General features: G+C 42.3%; 12 protein-coding genes and 3 tRNA genes. 4 read left to right on the forward strand and 11 right to left on the reverse strand.

Going from position 1 to position 19,582, the window contains the following annotated elements:
- Nucleotides 1-20: 20 nt before the first annotated feature.
- On the reverse strand, nt 21-1,112 hold the full coding sequence (gene mltA / locus H0913_RS14915) for a murein transglycosylase A (protein ID WP_154603359.1): 1,092 nt from the start codon (nt 1,110-1,112) through the stop codon (nt 21-23).
- Nucleotides 1,113-1,339: 227 nt separating this feature from the next.
- Between mltA and H0913_RS14920 the strand changes: the two genes are divergently transcribed.
- From H0913_RS14920 to H0913_RS14930, 3 genes are all read left to right on the forward strand, one after another.
- Nucleotides 1,340-1,416: transfer RNA gene (locus tag H0913_RS14920), tRNA-Met, on the forward strand.
- 87 nt (nt 1,417-1,503) lie between these two features.
- A tRNA-Met gene (locus H0913_RS14925) sits at nt 1,504-1,580 on the forward strand.
- A gap of 27 nt (nt 1,581-1,607) precedes the next feature.
- Nucleotides 1,608-1,684 (forward strand) — tRNA-Met (locus H0913_RS14930).
- A 157-nt stretch (nt 1,685-1,841) separates the two neighbouring features.
- Here H0913_RS14930 and amiC read toward each other — a convergent pair.
- Entirely contained in the window at nt 1,842-3,092 is a 1,251-nt protein-coding gene (amiC, locus tag H0913_RS14935; protein WP_154627660.1) for an N-acetylmuramoyl-L-alanine amidase AmiC, read from the reverse strand.
- A gap of 393 nt (nt 3,093-3,485) precedes the next feature.
- Here amiC and argA point away from each other — a divergent pair, with 393 nt between their 5' ends.
- On the forward strand, nt 3,486-4,826 hold the full coding sequence (gene argA / locus H0913_RS14940; protein ID WP_154603360.1) for an amino-acid N-acetyltransferase: 1,341 nt from the start codon (nt 3,486-3,488) through the stop codon (nt 4,824-4,826).
- Nucleotides 4,827-4,941: 115 nt separating this feature from the next.
- Here argA and H0913_RS14945 read toward each other — a convergent pair whose 3' ends face one another.
- Genes H0913_RS14945 through H0913_RS14985 form a run of 9 tightly spaced genes read right to left on the reverse strand, consistent with a single transcriptional unit; the run spans nt 4,942 to nt 19,271 of the window.
- Complete coding sequence (locus H0913_RS14945; RefSeq protein ID WP_154603361.1) at nt 4,942-5,517, reverse strand: hypothetical protein; 576 nt, start codon at nt 5,515-5,517, stop codon at nt 4,942-4,944.
- A 29-nt stretch (nt 5,518-5,546) separates the two neighbouring features.
- Complete coding sequence (gene recD / locus H0913_RS14950) at nt 5,547-7,466, reverse strand: exodeoxyribonuclease V subunit alpha (protein ID WP_181478809.1); 1,920 nt, start codon at nt 7,464-7,466, stop codon at nt 5,547-5,549.
- Nucleotides 7,466-11,077: an exodeoxyribonuclease V subunit beta gene (recB, locus tag H0913_RS14955; RefSeq protein ID WP_181477520.1), complete on the reverse strand. Its 3,612-nt coding sequence runs from the start codon at nt 11,075-11,077 to the stop codon at nt 7,466-7,468. The genes recD and recB overlap by 1 nt, the downstream gene beginning before the upstream one ends.
- The gene (gene ptrA / locus H0913_RS14960) at nt 11,074-13,968 is read right to left on the reverse strand and encodes a pitrilysin (RefSeq protein WP_181477521.1); all 2,895 of its coding nucleotides are present in this window, start codon (nt 13,966-13,968) and stop codon (nt 11,074-11,076) included. Before ptrA ends, recB begins: the two co-directional genes overlap by 4 nt.
- Nucleotides 13,969-13,984: 16 nt before the next feature.
- Complete coding sequence (gene recC / locus H0913_RS14965; RefSeq protein WP_181477522.1) at nt 13,985-17,359, reverse strand: exodeoxyribonuclease V subunit gamma; 3,375 nt, start codon at nt 17,357-17,359, stop codon at nt 13,985-13,987.
- Nucleotides 17,337-17,705 (reverse strand): type II secretion system protein, encoded by a 369-nt coding sequence (locus H0913_RS14970; RefSeq protein WP_181477523.1) that lies wholly within the window; start codon nt 17,703-17,705, stop codon nt 17,337-17,339. The genes recC and H0913_RS14970 overlap by 23 nt, the downstream gene beginning before the upstream one ends.
- Nucleotides 17,702-18,145 carry a DUF2509 family protein gene (locus tag H0913_RS14975; protein ID WP_181477524.1) on the reverse strand — a complete coding sequence of 148 codons (444 nt, stop codon included), beginning with the start codon at nt 18,143-18,145 and terminating at the stop codon, nt 17,702-17,704. The genes H0913_RS14970 and H0913_RS14975 overlap by 4 nt, the downstream gene beginning before the upstream one ends.
- Nucleotides 18,142-18,756 carry a prepilin peptidase-dependent protein gene (locus tag H0913_RS14980; RefSeq protein WP_181477525.1) on the reverse strand — a complete coding sequence of 205 codons (615 nt, stop codon included), beginning with the start codon at nt 18,754-18,756 and terminating at the stop codon, nt 18,142-18,144. The genes H0913_RS14975 and H0913_RS14980 overlap by 4 nt, the downstream gene beginning before the upstream one ends.
- Nucleotides 18,750-19,271 carry a prepilin-type N-terminal cleavage/methylation domain-containing protein gene (locus tag H0913_RS14985; protein WP_181477526.1) on the reverse strand — a complete coding sequence of 174 codons (522 nt, stop codon included), beginning with the start codon at nt 19,269-19,271 and terminating at the stop codon, nt 18,750-18,752. The genes H0913_RS14980 and H0913_RS14985 overlap by 7 nt, the downstream gene beginning before the upstream one ends.
- Between the last annotated feature and the right edge of the window lie 311 nt (nt 19,272-19,582).

The following is a 19,582-nucleotide window of genomic DNA, read 5'->3' on the forward strand; positions in this document are numbered from 1 at the left end:
GAATAAACAGTAAATGGGGGCTACATCGCACTAAAAACAGGCTGGCTCTTTTTCAGAACCCATACTCGGCCATAGTGGTTATAAAAACCGGCCATTTTACCTGCATCGTGCCCTGTTCCATGATAAATATCGAAATGGTGCCCTTTAATTGCGCCACCCACATCAAGGGCAACCATCATACGCATTTCGTATCTACCCGTAAATTTCCCATTGCCATCTAACACAGGAACTTCGGCTAGCAATGCGGTTCCCGGTGGGATCAAGGTTTTATCCGATGCTACCGACGCTTTTGCCACTAATGGCACCGCACTCGCACCTCTGACAGGGACGAAAGATTGCGGTTTAAAGAAAACAAACGATGGATTACTTTCAAGTAATTCACGCACTTCTTGCTCACTGTGGGTGTTTGTCCAGTCGTGAATAGCCTGTAGGGACATTTTTTCTAAAGGCACTTCGCCTCTATCAACTAGCACCTTGCCAATACTTTTATATGCATGACCATTTTTGCCTGCATAAGCGAAGAAATTCAGTGGGCTACCATCGCCGAAATCCACGTAACCACTGCCTTGCACTTCCATCATAAAATTGTCAACAGGAGAATCGCTGTAAGCCAAGATCAAATTGTTACTGAGTGCACCATTATATATTTGCGCACGGCTAGGTAAGCGCCCCTTGCTTTTTGACGGCATACCATACAATGGATGGCGGTAATTACCTTGCGGCGAGCGGCGAGCTTCAATTACTGGCGTGTAGTATCCCGTGAATTGGACGTTTCCGTAATTGTCCATCCCTTCCATTTGGAAAGCCGACAAATTGAAACGCGATAACTGAGCAGGATCGCCCCCTGCCATCAACCAGTTTTCTATTGCGTGGTAAGTTTCATTATTGTTGTTGAATAAGCGTGGCGATGCATTTTGAATTTCCGTCACTTGGCGATTAAAATCCGGCGCATTTATTGGTCGTCCTTGCACGTTAACTTGATTAACTTGTTGCAAGTCTCTATGCAATTTCCCGTCTTTATATTGTTGTCCTTTATCTGTTGGATGAGATTGACACCCAGCCAGTAAAGAAAAGAAGACGCCCGCGATTAACCCTTTCAGCCATGAATTCATCTTTATACCACCTAACACATATCCAATATGAAGCGCACAATAGCAAACCCAAATTGAGAATGAAACGGCTATAAATATTTAGTGAGGTTATTTTTGGATTAGAAACCTTTAAAGAACAAAAAAACTACATTTTGTGCGATTTTTAAACGCCACTTAATGAAAAATGAAAAAAAAACACGAAAAAACTTGCATCAGATCTCATCCCGAGTATAGTGCCCGCTATCGGACGCGGGGTGGAGCAGCATGGTAGCTCGTCGGGCTCATAACCCGAAGGTCGTTGGTTCAAATCCAGCCCCCGCAACCAATTTCTTGATTTAGTCAAACTTGATTCAGTCAAAGTAAATTCAGCAGTAAAATCAAAGTAGTATCCCAAAGTAGTGAAATATTCAGGCGCGGGATGGAGCAGCATGGTAGCTCGTCGGGCTCATAACCCGAAGGTCGTTGGTTCAAATCCAGCTCCCGCAACCAATTCCTGATATATTTAACCTCTTCAGTCGCGGGGTGGAGCAGCTTGGTAGCTCGTCGGGCTCATAACCCGAAGGTCGTTGGTTCAAATCCAGCCCCCGCAACCAATTCTTTTTTCTTTTCTTATATACCCTTTACTTCATTTTCCTTAGCCATATCAAAACCAAAACTGATTCTTAATCACTTAGTTTCTTGTTTTCAGCCAATAAAAAAGGCGACTCACATTGCTGTTTGCCACCTTCTTCGATATGTAAAATCTCGCGATTAATTACGGATAGCTAGCTCACCACCATTACGGAAATAAGCTTTGATTCCTTCAAAAATCGACTCAGCCATCTGCTGTTGAAACTTAGCGGTTTTGAGTTTGCGCTCTTCCTCTAAGTTACTGATAAAGGCCGTTTCCACTAAAATGGATGGAATTTCTGGGGCTTTTAATACCGCGAAGCCAGCTTGATCCACTTTGTTTTTATGTAGCCGGTTAACGCGGCCCATGCGTTTTAAAACTTCATCCCCAAACTTCAAGCTGTCATTGATCGTAGCTGTTTGCACCAGATCTAACATGGTGTGGTCGAGATACGCATCGCCGCTTTTACTCACACCACCAATTAAGTCAGCTTCGTTCTGAGTTTGAGCAAGGTAACGCGCCGTGTTACTGGTTGCCCCTTTCGTGGACAATGCGAAAACCGATGAACCATTCGCTGAACGGTTGGTAAATGCATCCGCATGAATAGAAACAAACAAATCGGCCTGCATCTTTCTCGCTTTCGCCACGCGAACTTTTAATGGAATAAAGACATCCTCATTACGCGTCATATAGGCCCGCATTTTCGGATCTTTATCAATCAGCGTTCTCAAGCGACGAGCGATTTGTAAAACCACATCTTTTTCACGGGTCTTATACTTACCAATCGCACCGGGGTCTTCCCCACCGTGACCTGGGTCAATCATAATGACAATCGGCCTATCGGTACCCGCTTTCCCCGGTTTTTTCGCCTGTACCGGCATACTCTCTTCTAAATCACCTTTGTTGTAATCTTCAAGGAGTGCCAATAATGGGTCGTCGTTGGTTTCAACACCTTTACCTGGATAGAAATCCATGACTAAACGGTGTTTAAATTCAGCAACTGGCGGTAGAGTAAAGAACCGAGGAGATACTTTGTTTTTAACTTCGAAAACCAAACGTACCGTTTTAGGATCAAACTGCCCGACTCTCACTAATTTTAAGTAAGGGTCTCGAGACTGAATTTGGCTACCCATATTCTTAAGAACGTTATTTAATTGAACGCCCTCTAAATCAACAACAATACGCTCAGGATTGTTTAAAACAAACTGGCGATACTTTAAAGGAATGCTGGATTCTAGAGTAATACGGGTATAACTCGAGGCTGGCCAAATACGAACGGCAACAACGCTACTACTGGCAGCAAAACCGAATGGGCTGACACTTAATAGCATAACTGCCGCCGCACCTTGCAATAGGCGACGTTTTGATGGGCTGTGATCTTGATGACTCATCAATAATTCCGAATCTATATCCTGAAAAGTTTAATAATATCTAAGACAAGAGATAATATATTAGCGACTAATTCGCACTCTATCTAGTTCTTCATCCTTTGTCATTACCAATCTATTCTATTTATATCCCAGCACGCATCTATTCAATGCAATATAAACGCCACACTTGCGTAATTTAAATAGTTAATGATGCTCAATTGTCGAATAACATTTATTGGCAATTATCTGATATGCAGATTGTATTGTTGTGATTATATCCATTTATATTTAGAGATATGTAAACCTTAAAAATAAATTTGTTACTTTTATTGTCCTAACTTTTACTTGATATTTTCCGCCAAAAAGAATAAAAATACAGTTATTGCGAATAAAAATTCAGTTAAGAGGGTAATTATGAAAGAGCGCAGCACCGAGTTGGTTGATGAATTTCGCCATTCGGTACCTTATATAAATGCCCACCGTGGCAAGACATTTATCATCATGCTTGGCGGTGAAGCAATTGCGCATGAAAATTTTCCTAGTATTGTCAACGATATAGGCCTACTGCATAGCCTTGGTATTCGTATTGTCGTTGTTTATGGCGCTCGACCTCAAATTGAAGAGATCCTCGCTGAACATAATTATGATGCCATTTATCATAAACATACCCGCGTTACTGATGCGAATACCCTTGAATACGTTAAGCAGGCTTCTGGAGCATTACAGCTCGACATTACCGCTCGTTTATCGATGAGTTTAGGCAATACGCCATTACAAGGGGCACACATTAACGTCGTGAGTGGTAATTTTGTGATTGCGCAGCCTTTAGGTGTCGATGATGGGATTGATTATTGCCATAGCGGCCGCATTCGTCGCATCAACGAAGATGCTATCAACGCTCAACTCGATAATGGATCTATCGTGTTAATTGGTCCTGTGGCAGTCTCTGTCACAGGTGAAAGCTTTAATCTTACCTCGGAAGAGATTGCAACTCAGCTTGCCGTTAAAATTAAAGCCGAAAAACTGATTGGTTTCTGTTCATCTCAAGGGGTAGTCGATAAAGACGGTAATATTCTGTCTGAACTCTTCCCGAATGAAGCGGAAACACGGATCCAAGAATTAGAGTCTGAAGGAGATTATTATTCTGGAACAGTTCGCTTCTTGCGTGGCGCGGCTTCCGCCTGCCGCCGAGGAGTACGCCGTAGCCACTTACTTAGCTATCAAGAAAATGGCTCGCTGATCCAAGAACTCTTCTCTCGTGATGGTATCGGTACACAGATAGTCATGGAAAGCTCAGAAAAGACTCGCCGTGCGAATATCAATGATATCGGTGGGATTTTAGAGCTGATCAGACCCCTTGAGCAGCAAGGTATTCTAGTTAGACGCTCACGGGAACAGCTCGAAATGGAGATCGATAAGTTCACAATCATTGAACGTGATAATTTGGTGATCGCCTGCGCAGCACTTTACCCCTATCCTGAAGAGAAACTAGGCGAAATGGCTTGCGTGGCTGTTCATCCTGATTACCGTAGCTCATCACGCGGTGAAGAATTACTACAGCGGGTTATGGCACAAGCTAAACAACTTGAACTGGATAAACTGTTTGTCTTAACCACAAGGAGCATTCATTGGTTCCAAGAACGTGGTTTTATTCCAGCAGAAATTGAGATGCTTCCTGTCAAAAAGCAGGCACTTTATAACTATCAGCGTAAATCGAAAATTTTAATGCTGGATATTAAAAGCCAAGCCGCTTGAAATCGCCCAGAAAGTTGGCAAACAAATTAGTTCGCCATACTCTCTAACTAACGTTCATAAACCCAGATATTCAAGTAATACTCTGGGTTTTTCTTTGATACGACCTAATCTTAAGTTAAGCCATTTGTACTACTCGGCACTTCTCGCACAGTGGGTTTTGCTCTAACAGTGGACGTAAAATCGCTTCCATTTCAGCAAAAGAGGTACCGTAAAAATAGAATGCAGTTTCTGTTGGGCCATCCCAAACACCGTGGATCCCACCGATATCTTCAACCGCTTCATCAAGCTGATCAAAAAGATCGTTAATATCATTATTTTCATAGACTTCATCAGCTAAATCTGTGCCATTGAAATAAATCGCCAACCCTTCATCCGCTCCAAAATCGATTTGAACGTCTTCACCATGAATAGTTAAGCGGGAACCTTTAGGGGCTAACATCGCCGAAAACATTTGAATAATCAGGCTGATATTCTCATCACTTGCATCACTTAGTGCCAATTCAATATCACACTCAGCAACTTCGCCATTTTCAGCTAATTGGGTACCACCACCACTAACTTGGATTTGCCCTTCTTTACCTAATTTTTCCATGGCTTGATCAAATGCATCTTCCAAATCTGCACGGCGAGCAGGATCAATTTTGGCATTCAATGTTACTGTCACGGCGGTCATTTGTTGCTGGTTTTCCATATTGGTACCTTAAATGTCTAGGAATTAATTTAACTGCTCAAACCGTAGTGTTCAAACTGTAGCGCTAAGCCACTACGGCGTTTAGTCGGTGTTTCTATCGCACGGCGTAACACTTTTTTGCTGCCATACAATGAAAGTTCATTTTTAGCTCGTGTCATCGCGGTATAGACGAGCTCTCGAGTGATTACGGGCGAATATACATAAGGTAGAACCAAGGCGGTATGAGCAAACTCTGAACCTTGAGATTTATGAACCGTCATCACGTAAGCCGTTTCATGTGTTGGCAGTCGATTGGGTTGGATCCCACGAATGGAGCCATCAGGAAACTGGAAATAAGCTCTCATTTGCCGCTCTTCATCTAACAAGATAATACCAATATCGCCATTAAAGAGGCCTAGTGCGCTATCATTACGGCTGATCATGACCGGCCTTCCAACATAATGCTTATGCTGCAAGTTATACGGTTTTGTAATTAACCCTTGGCGATGGAGTAATTTTTCAAGTTTGTCATTTAAACCAGAAACCCCGTATGCCCCTTCCCTCAATGCGGCAAGTAGACGGTATTGATTAAATTTATGTAGGACATCGGCAGGGTTTTCCCTTGCTTTAACGGCTCGTAAATAGTGCTGATAGAACCCTACAGCATCTAATAACATGTTAGCGTAGCTTTCACTAATTTCAGCTTCAGCCTCGTTTTCGTTATCTGGCATAGCGTTAGGAATATAGTTATGAATATCCGTGAAACCCTGCGTAAGAATATCATCCACCCTTTTCACATTTCCGGCATTGACGGCGAAAGCCAGCTGGCCAATTCCTGAATCCGCAGAAAAACGATAACTATGTCTTAATAGACATAAACTATCACGGATAGCAGGCCCTTCATTTGAAGTAAATTCACTTAATGAGCATCCTGCCAATCGCTCCAGCTGAGCGGCTCGCTCAGGGCTATAGCCTTTATTCGCGAAACGGCAGATATCCCCTAAAACCGCCCCCGCTTCAACAGAAGCGAGCTGATCTTTATCACCTAAAAATATCAATTTAGCTGAATCAGGCAGTGCTTCAATGAGCTTACCCATCATGGGTAAATCCACCATGGAAGCTTCATCAACAATCAAGATATCAAGTGCAAGCGGATTATCACGGTGATAACGAAACTGCTGGCTTTCAGGCTGAGCCCCTAATAATCGGTGCAATGTTTTGGCTTGAGAGGGGAGAGATTCACGCTCATCGTCATTTAGCGGCAGCTGTTTCATCGCATACCCTAATGACTCGGTTAAACGAGCGGCAGCTTTACCTGTTGGGGCGGCTAATTCAATACGCAAGCGATGTTGCTGTTGATGGCCTAACTTAATCAGCGCCGCTAAAATTTTCGCGACCGTCGTCGTTTTCCCCGTTCCAGGTCCCCCTGAAATAACCGAGACTCGGCTAGTTAACGCAATAGCAGCGGCAATTTTTTGCCAATCTATCTGCGTTGATTCAGGGAAAAGCTCCGTTAAAATCGGCTGAATTTTCGAATCATTAACAATATTATTATTCCTAACATCGGCTAATTCAGTTTCTGAAAAGAAGTGAGCTACGCACTGCTCGTATTGCCACATACGCTGGAAATAAAGGAAATCACCTGATAGCAGCAATGGAGCAACAGACCCTCCCTCAACTTCACACACGGATTCACTGGATAATAATGCAGCTCTGATAGCGGCTTGATTTGGTTCTCCAATCATTTGCCATAATTGCGCCGTAAACTCAGGATGTCTTCCCATAAATAGCACGTCAGGGCGAATATCCTCCAACGATAAGCAAACATGTCCAGACATAGTTTCTGCACTAAGCAGCGCTGCCACTACCAATAAAATCGGGTTATCTTCATTCGCAACGTTATAGGCGAATTGCACATCAAGAGGCGTGAATATACGCGCTTCAATAGCTTGATTAAATAACGCTTTCATCATTGTGGCTCCTTAGATTGAGCATCATGAAATAGCGCATCAAACTCACTGATAAATTCAATTGTTGGTCGATAAAAGAAGATGCCATTTTGAGAATCTATGCGTTCAGTTCCCCGTAAAAAGAGATAATAAACGCCGCCAAAATGAGTTTCATAATCGTAATTTGGCATCCTCTGTTGTAAAAAACGGTGTAATGCCAGCGAATAAAGCTGATATTGCAGATCATATCGATGGTCAATCATCGCTTCAGCCATTGCCTCTTGAGTGTAATAAGAGGCATCTTCACCTAAATAGTTGGACTTATAATCCAACAAATAAAACTTCCCTTTCCAGCAAAAAGTTAAGTCGATAAAACCTTTTAAAATACCTTGTACTTGCTCAAAGCTCAGAGGGGGGCAATGTTTTGATAGAGGGTCATACTTGTGAGTAACACGATCAACCTCCTTTGCATTGAGCAAGCTATCAATTGGTAAATAAAACTGCATTTCATCCAGCCTATCTTGAGCTGGAATAGCCGACAAACAGAGCCCATCATCAGCTAACGGTATATTAAGAATGGCATTCAACCAGCCTTGTAACATAGAAACCCATTGAGTATCAAAACCTGCTACTTGTAATTTTTCTTCTAGCCATTCGGATGAAATGTCACCTGAAAAATCAATTTCTTCCATCAAACTATGTAAAAATGTGCCTGGCGCAGCACCTTTAGGGAATTGGTGCGGAGTCAGTGTATTTTCTTGTGTTTCTTGCACCTCAACATCATGACTGACTTCAATATCCATCTTAGGAGCTAATGAGTTAGCAAATTGCTCAGCAGATAAGGTTTGCTCTTCTTCTCCATGGGAGGTGCTATAACTCAGACCGGAATAGCTTGTTACACGCCAGCTATCATCAAAGTGCCGAGAAACCGCTCTTGCTGATAATTCATCACTGGCCTCTTTAGCTAAATCCAGTTTTACCATTTCAGGGAGATCTATCGGTTGCACATCAATCACATCATTACTGAGCGCATCGAGCATACTGCTAAGTAAAACACTGTCACCTTCTTCGCCTTTTTGCAGCAAATACCCCAGCGCGGATAGGTGCAAATCCGTATTACCTGCTTTTTTACGATTGCCCTTGATAAGCGGAGCCACTCCGACACTACAGTGATAAATAGCGCGAGTGAGTGCCACGTAAAGTAAGCGTAAATCCTCAGCTAAACGTTCTTCATCCGCTAGTTCGACATACTCTTGTGAGTCATCAAGGTCGAGCTTCGTAACGTAATCATCACGGTCATGAAACAGGCCTTTTGATTGAGGCAAAAAGTTACTCGCAAACGGCAACCAGACAATTTTATATTCCAGCCCTTTAGACTTATGTATGGTGCTGATTTGCACCAAATGTCTATCACTTTCAAGGCGCATCTGTTGTGCATCTGATTGATGGTCTGGGTGAGCAATCTGCTGCGCTAACCAACGGGTTAGTGTGTGCTCACCTTCAAGTTGGAGAGACGTCTCTTGCAGTAATTCACCAATATGCATGAGATCCATCAAACGACGCTCACCTTCAGAACCCGATAGCAAGGTTTCAGCGATATGTCGCTTGGACATAATCCCACGTAACATGGGTAAAACACCGCGTTTACGCCAAATTACAGCATAGTAAGCAAACTCATCAACTAAGTTTTCCCACGCTTTTTCATCGTAATTTAGGTTATCAATATCTTCCGCCGTTAAGCCTAATAACCCCGTCGCTAAGGCGCTTCGCAACACCCGTTCTTTTTCTGGTGTTAATACTGCCAATAATAGCCAGAGAACCTCTTTAGCTTCTTGGGTCGCAAACACGCTTTCTCGATTTGATTGGAATACCGATGGGATATTCAGTTGATTTAGCGCATCACGGATCAATATCGCCTCACGACGACTGCGCACTAATACGGTGATATCCGAAGCTTCTACAGGCGTTTGCTGCTGCTTATTTTCAAAGTAAGTGGTCCCTTTCAAACCACCAGCAAGATATTGCCCTATTTGTGCTGCACATTGCTGCGCAAGGGCTTGTTCATATTCAGAAACGGAAACAGCTTCAGCTTGCTGCTGCCAGAAAGTGAGCGCTTTCACTTCTTTCCCGTCATGGATCAGTTTTTTGTGGCGATTATGAGCCGCAAAATTAACGCTTTGAAATGGAATTTGTTCAAAAATAAATGGGGTTTCAGCATGGTGAAAGACCTGATTAACTGCCTCAACCATACTCTGGGATGAGCGATAGTTTGTCTCTAACGTATAGTGAGCACTAACTTGCGTTTTCGCCGCAATATACGTGAAGATATCTGCACCACGGAATGCATAAATAGCTTGTTTCGGGTCTCCGATAAACAGCAATGCAGTGTCTTCAGTTTCCCGATAAATACGCTGAAAAATACGATATTGCTGCGGGTCAGTATCTTGAAACTCATCAATCATCGCCACAGGGAAGCGCTTAGCAATCGCTTCGGCAAGTAATGCCCCACCGTCTTGATGCAGCGCTCTATCCAGTCGAGTTAGCAAATCATCAAACCCTAATTCACCACGCGTTTGCTTTTCATGAGCGATAGTTTGGCGTACTTCACTAATCGCCTGCGGGATAATTAAATCTTTAATCGTCAGCGCCTGGGCAAGCAATTCATCCACTAATCTGAAAACAGAATGGGAAGGCCCCGAACCGCTTTTGGATTTTTCATCTAATCGAGATTGCGCAAAACGCTCTAAAATATCTTTCGGCAGTTGATAATCATCGGTGCTTTTCTTCGCCCACTCGGTTATTTTTTCTAACCAAGTTGGTAAATAACGCGCGCTGTAGCTACGTTTGTCTACATCAGACTCCGAGATTAGCTTTTCAAAATCAGCGACATTTTCGGCCCATACGTCTTTTACATTTTGAATTAAACCAATCAAACGTTGATGGCGCTCTTCAAGGGTTTCAGGTAATTCCGGCTGATTGATAATGGCAGGAATATCCCCTTGCAAGAACGGCTTAATATCGTTCAATAGTGCTTCAGGTCCATTCCACTCGGCATGAACCACTTTAGTCATAGAATAATCCAGAGGATAAAAATGACGACGCCAAAAATCCGCACAGGCTTGTTTCTGGATAGGAAATTCATCTTGGATCATGGTTTGCTCAAACAAAATGCCTGATTCAAACGCATTGTGCGCTAACATTCGTTGGCAAAAACCATGAATGGTGTAAATAGCCGCTTCATCCATTTGACGCTCAGCAGCTAATAGCCAATTCGCCGCAAAAGCGCGTTGTTCTTCACTCGGTAATTCTGTTAACAGTGTGAGATATTCTGGTTCCGATTCAAATCCCAAGCCATTTCGTAAACACGCCAAGCGCATCTTATGAATACGCTCACGAATACGCCCACGTAATTCATTGGTCGCTGCCTCAGTAAAGGTCACAACTAGAATTTCTTCAACACTTAAAGGTCTAGGGAATGCATTTTCATCCCCTAAACCTAATAATAGGCGCAGATAGAGGATCCCTATCGTATAGGTTTTGCCTGTACCAGCCGATGCTTCAATTAGCCGCTGTCCACGTAATGGAAGTGTATAAGCATCTAACAATTGGGAACTCATCTGCACCTTATTCACTCAACATTTTCCTTGATAGGTAACATCTTCTGAAGATCTGAAGCTTGTGGGTACAACACCCAGTTTTTCAGTTTTGCATACCCTGATTTTTCATCAACACCCTGACCAATCACTTGAGATGCCATTGCTAAACCTTGGTGTTTTAAAACCGCATTTTCATAATACGCAATCACTTCAGCTTGAGTGGCAGTCTCTAGTCTCGCTAACACTTTATCTCGAGAGTCAAAACTGAAAATATTACGAGAAAAATCGGAACCATAGCGCCCCACTTCTTCATAGAATGTTTGTGGCGGCTGTTTCATTTCCGTAATAATCGATTGTTTATATTGCTCAAACTCAGCAGAAGGCAATTTTTTCAGCTTATCCAGAGTGACTTTATAGAAATCTTGATAGCGAGTATTGAGATAATCTGGTGTTTTAGCATTGCTTTGCAGCAAGAAGCCAATACCCCACTGATCACCAAGCCCCACCTTGAAAGCAAATACGGCATAACCTAATTGCTCATTGGTTCGTAATTGGTCGTAAAACCACGGCTGAACAATTTTAGATAAAATACCAGACAGAACCGCACCATCGATACGGTCATAACCATCAGGAATAAATAACTCAGCCAATGCGTTATCACTGCTATTACCTTGCTTATGGAAATCTGCCAGATAGGTTTTATTCACCACAACGATGTCACCACTCCACCAATTTTTACCCTTGCTCTTTAACAGCTTACTGACGTCTTGGATAGTTTGAACACTTTGCTGCTGAGTAATATTACCCACAACTAATGCTTGTAAGGCGGCACCTTCAACGACGGAATTACGGTAGTCAGTTATATCCTTCAAAGTGATAGTGTCTAAAGCGGCTAACCGTTGCTCCTGTTCAAAATAAGGAACACTGTTAAGGCGCTGCAATGGCTGCATGGCTAGCTCGTATGCTTTCGCATTGTTTGCCACTTCGATTTGTTCTTTGTACCAAGATTTAGCCTGAACCAGCTCTCTTTCTGTTGGCTCAAAACTTAAATATTCCTTGGTCATGGATAAAAACAGCTCCGATAAATGCTGAGTATAACCGCTCGCATTTAATTGTAACCCAACCCCTTGAGAGACGGAGACGGACATCCCTGCCACGGAAGCTTGATACTGTAATTCATCCATTTTTAACGATGAAATATATTGCAATAAAGAACCAGTGACTTGTGATTTTGCTGTTTTGTCTTGATCGTTATAGCGCAGGTCTAACGTAATACTTGCCTTCGGCTCATCAGCAAAATACTGACTTGGCATATACAGCACACGTGTATTCCCTTCCTGATAAACCATTTCAGGATGTTTATACGCTTTATCCGTTTTAATCAGGGATAAGTTATCGGGAATATAAGGGTTTAATTTTGGTAATTTAAAAGTCATTTTTGACTCTAAACCAGCCCATTCCGTGAACTGTTTTTCACTGATTTTATCGACTTGGTAAGGCGCATCGACAAAGTAAGCTTTTTTATTACTCGGTTCGTTCGGGCTAATAAACCAAATACGTGCATTTTTCGCTGTCAGTTCAGAAAGTCTCTGTTTTATCGCTGCAGGATTATATTTATCTGCAACATAATCAGAATCTAGAACGTGATTAACAGGCATAGTGATCATTTGGTCAGAAAGCCATTCGATATAGTTCATGTCTCTAACAATGGAACCATAACGAAATGATAGATTGAGCACTTTGGCTATTTCATCAAAATAATCTTGGTTAACGCCTTGTTTTTTAATCAAATCAATATAAGCAAAAATAGCTGCGATAACTTGATCACGCTCTGCTAACCCTTTGTCCGTTAACGTGACATAGATAGAAAATGAGCCATAGTTACGATCAGCATTTGGTGACGCAGATGCGCTGATACCTTCTGCTAATCCTTGAGAAATAAGCCAATCAGATAACGTTCCCGGACTACGATTTCCAATTAAGTAGCCGATGTATTCATCACTCTTGCTACGAAAATCGACCATATTGTTTTTGATGCTAAATTCGATTTGCAATGCTTTTTGTGGCTGAGAGGGAACATAGTGGATCACAATCCCCTTTTCTTTATCCGTCACTGCGGGGATCGTAACCGCTGGTACTGACGCATTAAAATTAGGAATACGTCCAAAGGTTTCATTGGCAATTTTCGCTAATTGTTCAATAGATTGGTCACCATACAATACGCCATTCATTAAGTTTGCAGAGTAATAACGTTTATAGAAACTCACTAACTCATCTTGGAGCTTGCTATTGGGTTTGTCCTTCAACGTTTCCAGATTTCCACCTGCAAAGCGAGAGTTTGGATGGGCAGAGTTTAGCGTTTCAGAACGAATTTGCCAAATACGCATACCATCACGAGCACGAGCCATGGTGAGTTCAGCGTTGACAGCATTACGTTCTTTGTCTGCATTCACAGGGTCAAGTAACGGCTCAGCGAGCGCATCCGCTAGTCTATCAGTAGCAGCCTCAAGAGCTCCATTTTCAACTTCAAAATAGTAGGCGGTGCGATGTGGTGCCGTACTGGCGTTATGGCTTCCGCCGTGTTTTTGTAAAAACTCAGAGAAGCTACTTGGCTCAGGGTATTTTTTAGAACCCATTAACACCATGTGCTCTAAGTAATGAGCAAGCCCTAACTGACTATTCGGGTTTTCAATACTCCCTACGGGTAATGCAACTGCCGCTAACGACTTAGTTGCTTTAGGGTCTGAAACCAGTAAAACAGTCATATCGTTATTAAGTTTGATTGCTTTATATTCTCGCGGGTCACTGACGCTTTTATTGATAGTCTCTGGTAAAACTTGCCAAAGTGGCTGCGCAGCAATAGCACTACCTATAAATAGTAGTGATAACAAGAATAAATGAGCGATATGTTTCGATAATCGTAACATTCTTAGATGCTCTCCCTTATTTTAAGTACTCTGCCATCGGCAGTAAGAAGCGCCGAGTATTACTCAGCAGCGATTCAATCAATGAACTATTTATGCTTCTGCAAGCTCTCAATACATAATCATCTTCCATTTCACCCACTTTCATTTGGCTTCCTTGTAGGCTTTGCAGTAGCGCCGATAACGCCTTTTGCTGCACATCTTCCGACGTAAAGTCATATTCCTTTGTTTTTTTATCAAAACACGCCGAAATCCAATTCCAACCACTCTGGTTTAGCAGAATTAGTGGCGTATTCATTCCTTCACAATATCCTTCAATAAGCGTATTCAAGTGTACTTTTGCACGCTCAGAGGATATGGCAGAGAAATGCCAAATACTGTTTTCTCGCCCTAATGCGATGCTTTCACCTTCACGAATAAAAGCATTAAAAAACAAATGTTCTATCCATAATTGCACACCATCATTGGCGGTAAGATAAGCAGGCCGATAACGCAATATTCCTGACTCGTGAACATTTCGCAATAAGCCTGTAATTTTGACCTCATGTATTTCACACTCAATCGGATAATCAACACGCGGGTCCCCATACTCTTTCACTTTTTCAGCTAATGGAGCAATATCATTCAATTGCTTCTCCCAAAATAGCTGGCCAAATTGTTTGGCGGGTAATTGCCCTGAGGCTTTTAATGCATGATAAAGGGGATTTGGATCTTCATCTTTGACTAATAAATCTAATACTTGGTCATTGATTTTATAGCGTTGCAATCCCCCCAATACAAATGGCTCTTCCTCTGGAAGTTCAGTCTCTTCAATTGAAAAATGCACTTTTAAGCGTTGTTGAAAAAAGCCACGTATAGGGTGTCGATAAAAACGTAAAATCTGTTCTAACGATAACTCTGTAATAGGTTCTCGTTGTTCTAATACTGACGTAAACGACTTAGCCGCTTGCTCTGCGCTTTTTGCGGCTGGCAGCCACTCTTGTGCGAAGCTTTGATAAAGCGTGTTAGGGATAAAGTTTTCTTTCGCAAATGGCACTCGATTATGCTCAGTGACTAAATACTGTTTTAGCCGCAGTGAACTTTCATCGATATTCAATGATTGATCGCCCTGTAAGCAGAAACTCTGACAGATATACTCCAATAATTCAGTGACTAGCACCGATGGATTGCACTCTTGGTTATCTCGAATTGAACGTCCAATGTAGCTAATATAGAGTCGCTTCGTCGCTGAATTTAATGCTTCTAAGAATAGATATCGGTCATCATCACGGCGCTTTCTATCCCCTCGCTGGACTTTTTCTGCCATTAAATCAAACCCGAGGGGCGGTACATTACGTGGATATGCACCATCGTTCATACCCAGTAAACAAACTACTTTAAACGGTACAGAACGCATTGGCATTAGCGTGCAGAAATTCACTGCGCCAGCAAGAAAACGCTGGCTGATTTTTTCGTCGTCAAAGCAAACCGATAGCTCGTCACGAATTAAACGTAATGGGATGGCTTCTTGGTAATTGGCAGTCAGGGCATTTTCAATAATTTTATGCCATTGTGTCGTGAGTAAGGTTAAGACGATTTCAGTTTCACTATCGACTTTGAAACAGCTATCAATTAATTGCTGGCAGATCTCCTTCCACTCATCGAGTGTACGTTCTTGCTCTAAGCGTGTTCGCCATTCTCTAAGTGTATCGATGAGTAATGCTAATTTGCCTGCCAATTGAGCTGCGAGCCCACTGCATTCATCATACGGAAGCACGCCATTCCAAGGGCCATTACGGCTATCCATCGCATAGCCAAGTAACATTCGGCTTAAACCAAACTGCCACGTATTTTGCCCAATAACGGGTAAAGATAGTGATCGTACGTTATCGTCATCAAGCCCCCAACGAATACCGGATTCATTGACCCAGCGCCTTAATAAACTCAGTTCACTTTCATCAATATCAAAACGCGCGGCAAACGCTGAAACTTCTAATAACGCCAGTACTTGCTCCGTTGAAAAGCGGCTTTGAGGCAAATCCAATAACATAATAAAAGCTTGTAAGATTGGATGGGCTTGTAGTGCCTTTCTATCTGAAATAGAGAATGGAATATAGTGTGATGAGCTAGTGTTACCAAACACCGCCTGAATATAAGGCGCATAACTGTCGATGTCTGCGACCATGACAATCACATCACGGGGAGTTAATGTGGGATCTTCTTCAAATAGAGCCAATAAGCGATCCTGCAAAACTTCAACTTCACGCTGAGCACTATGGCATGAATGAAATGTCACGGATTGATCGCTTGGATGGAGTGAGCGCTTCTGTGAGCTACTTTCGTACTCATCTAATGTTACGCCTAGCTGTGCGTGATTTTCAAGATCGAGAATATCTTGCTGTAAATTTTCGAGAAGGTTACTTCGCCCATTATCAACAAAGGCAGACACTTCATTGGCGGTTTCAATTTGAGAAATAAAATATAAGTTATCCCGACCAAGCTTGCCCCACGAGGCTAACAGTGGGTTTGCTAAATTTTGTTCACCTTCTGCGTTAAATAAGTTGGCTGCGTGCTCATCAATTTTAAAGCGGGAAATTTCGTGCTTATCCAAATAGTGGCGCAATTTTCGTTGTTGTAATCGCGCTAAAAAGGCACTGCTTTGAATGTCTCCCCAGTAATAGCGGCACGGGTTGGTAAACATTAAGTGAATATCTGAGTGTTCGGCAATTGCATTAAGCGCTTGTAAATACACCGGTGGCAAGGAGGAAATACCGCAAATAAATAGGCGCGATGGCAAATTTTTAGCTAACTCTGGCGATGCTTTAAGCTTATCGATAAAACTCTGATATAGGTTTGCTCGATGCCAAGGCGATTGACCCAGCTGCTCTGTATATTCCACCAAACATAGCCATAATCTTTTTTGCCACAATTGATTTTCACTGAGCCCATCAATCAACTCATTACGTTGCCACAGAGCAATCCACTCCGGTCGGTAAACCAAATATTGGTCAAATAAATCGGCAATACGCCCTGATAATTGGTGCAATTTACGCTTGTCTGAATCGTCTTGCAGATAGTGACGTAGAGGCTCAAACTCAGCTTCATTAATGACATTGGGTAAAATTGTCATTAACTTCCATGTCATCGCTTGTTTAGTGTAAGCGCTCTCTTTAGGAATATCTGGAAGTACTCGACGGAACATATCCCAGATAAACGTAGCAGGTAATGGGTAGTTAATATTGGCGGCTATTCCAAAGCGTTTAGCAAGCTCTATCTGTAGCCATTGAGACATACCGGGGCTTTGTACTAATACAATTTCTTGCTCAAAAGGATGAGATAGCGGGTCATTCTCCATTAAGTGTGCAATTAGCTCTTTGAGTAGATCTAATTGGTTAGAATGATAAACCTGAAACATGACTCTCTCCTTTTGCACACATCCAGCGACTTATCGAATACAGTTTCCCGCCCACTAACAAGGACACCTTAGATTCACTACAGTTCCCAAGGATTGTAGAATGCACGATTTTTATCTGTTCTCTCTGGGGCTGATCCCCTATTTCCAATGGAACTTTATCATTAGAAGAGCGTTTACCTTCTAAAGTACCATGTAGAGACCGAACTGCCTGTGAACCTTGGTATATTTGATTAAAATTCAAAGCGATATATTGGCTGTAGTTTAGCAGAGCTATCAGCAAGATAGCAAAAACAACCACCGCAATCATCGACTCTACCAGCGCAAATCCTTGCTGTGAATTCTTCATTGGCAAAATCCTTTAATCGCCACAGGACAATAATCAATCCAGCCATTTTCTCGCGCTTGTAAGCGCCCTTCATTCCATATCGGCACAACCCATCGATATACCGTTAGCGATTGGTTTTTCGATAATTCACCTTTACCCGATAAAATGAATTGGTTATTTTTATAATGCTTAAGGCAACTCACCCACCCGTGATTTGTTTCTCGTTGACATACCCAAGGGCTCGCTTTTTCTGCCTTTAATTTCCAATGTTGAGCGAGCCCCCATGAGAATGCTGATTCTGCCAAATTGAATGATTGATAGTATTTTTCTTCGCGGCTTAATTCATGGCTAGCCCGCGCTTGGTAATAATTTAGTGCTTTCAGCAAGATAAGCCCGACACTCATTAGCACCATCACCATGACTAAGGCAATATTGCCTCGCTGCGCATTTGTTTCCCTCATGGCACATTCCTTAACATCACGGAGGAATGATAATCAAACGTTCTATTCGGCAATAAAATGCTTTCAACTGTCATCGACATGTCTAAAACTTTTGTTGCAGGCCGCCAATCAAAGGTCAGTTTATTAACTTTCACCATGTTCGGGTCAAACAACGAGTGCCAACGGGTACCATCGCAATTTGTCACATTACGGTTAGATTCCAGCTTATTGTCATGTAGCCTGAATCCAAAGAAATCGGAATGTAATGAATGACTTGGCCCTATAACCCATCCCCCAGATAAATCTTGGTCATAGGCAAAAATAATGCAGGAGTTAGCCTGACGACTTAAGAACTTAGAGCTGATGGTAATTGCCTTTCCTTCACAATGAGGTTTGGAAGGTGACTGGCTGCAATGACCAATTCGACGAAAATCTTTTTCCATATTAATCAACACCTGCCTGACCTCTCTATCCAATTGATATTGAAAAAAAGCCTGAAATAGTTGCTTAAATAACACGGGGATCGTATTCATCGCTGCAATGCAGACTAGACAACCAATTAGCATCGCAATCAGTGTTTCTAGCAAAGAGAAACCTTTTTCTGCTTTATGCTTTTTAGTGTGACTCAACATTTGGGCACGCCTGCTAATATTTGAGGGGTGCAACTGCGAACCCGACCCGCAGATGAAATAATCACGGATATTTGGTCACTTTCATTGTTGAGCTCAATTCGAAAAGGGCTACTTGTCCCTTGCCTACCGTAAAAGTGAATCGATTGTCTAGACGCGTGCTTGAGCTCAATACGCTCAAATTTTTCCCCCTTAAATTGGCTAATTTGTTGCGCTGTATCTGCATCCGTAACCACTAAATGCCACTCTTTTGATGTGAAACTTACTGTCATAATACGGTGCTGATTTAAATAAATGCCTTCCATTAGATTACTGTAGATAAATTCGGCAGTTTGCCTAGCAGCATCAATAAGTTGTAGCCGTTTCACTTGCTGTTGCCATTGATAAAACGCAGGCAGAGCAACAATTGAGCACAGAAACAGAACAACCAGTATTTCAATTAAAGTGAATCCCTGCTCATCAATGTTGCACTTTAGCCACTTTATTTTTCCATGTACCAAATTTGTCTGTTCTGGCATTTCTTTATCTCTCTCAACCGTTATCTACGGGGAGCTTGGGTGAAAACTTCTCAGCCCAACAGACCTCATTTACCATTCTTCGTAGCGCTTCCCAGCAAAATGTCACTTTTGCATTTTCCTTGAATGCTTTTGGAAACGGCTTCGCAAAATTAATCGTAAAGATAAAAAAGTGTTCCCCAAAAATAAGGGAGACAGGTCAGAATAGCTTTCGGGGATAAGGCGAAAATGGGAAATAGCGGAAGTAATAAGGGTGAAAGAGAGTAAGAGTTAACAGGGATGTAAAGGTATGGAGCAACTTAGAAAATCGAGTG

This window comes from Providencia rettgeri (genome assembly GCF_013702265.1).
Taxonomy (GTDB): domain Bacteria; phylum Pseudomonadota; class Gammaproteobacteria; order Enterobacterales; family Enterobacteriaceae; genus Providencia; species Providencia zhijiangensis.

Excerpts from the sequence above, each read along its gene's own strand:
- mltA (WP_154603359.1), bottom strand. The coding sequence starts at position 1,112 with ATGAATTCATGGCTGAAAGGGTTAATCGCGGGCGTCTTCTTTTCTTTA.
- amiC (WP_154627660.1), bottom strand. The coding sequence starts at position 3,092 with ATGAGTCATCAAGATCACAGCCCATCAAAACGTCGCCTATTGCAAGGT.
- argA (WP_154603360.1), top strand. The coding sequence starts at position 3,486 with ATGAAAGAGCGCAGCACCGAGTTGGTTGATGAATTTCGCCATTCGGTA.
- H0913_RS14945 (WP_154603361.1), bottom strand. The coding sequence starts at position 5,517 with ATGGAAAACCAGCAACAAATGACCGCCGTGACAGTAACATTGAATGCC.
- recD (WP_181478809.1), bottom strand. The coding sequence starts at position 7,466 with ATGAAAGCGTTATTTAATCAAGCTATTGAAGCGCGTATATTCACGCCT.
- ptrA (WP_181477521.1), bottom strand. The coding sequence starts at position 13,968 with ATGTTACGATTATCGAAACATATCGCTCATTTATTCTTGTTATCACTA.
- recC (WP_181477522.1), bottom strand. The coding sequence starts at position 17,359 with ATGTTTCAGGTTTATCATTCTAACCAATTAGATCTACTCAAAGAGCTA.
- H0913_RS14970 (WP_181477523.1), bottom strand. The coding sequence starts at position 17,705 with ATGAAGAATTCACAGCAAGGATTTGCGCTGGTAGAGTCGATGATTGCG.
- H0913_RS14975 (WP_181477524.1), bottom strand. The coding sequence starts at position 18,145 with ATGAGGGAAACAAATGCGCAGCGAGGCAATATTGCCTTAGTCATGGTG.
- H0913_RS14980 (WP_181477525.1), bottom strand. The coding sequence starts at position 18,756 with ATGTTGAGTCACACTAAAAAGCATAAAGCAGAAAAAGGTTTCTCTTTG.
- H0913_RS14985 (WP_181477526.1), bottom strand. The coding sequence starts at position 19,271 with ATGCCAGAACAGACAAATTTGGTACATGGAAAAATAAAGTGGCTAAAG.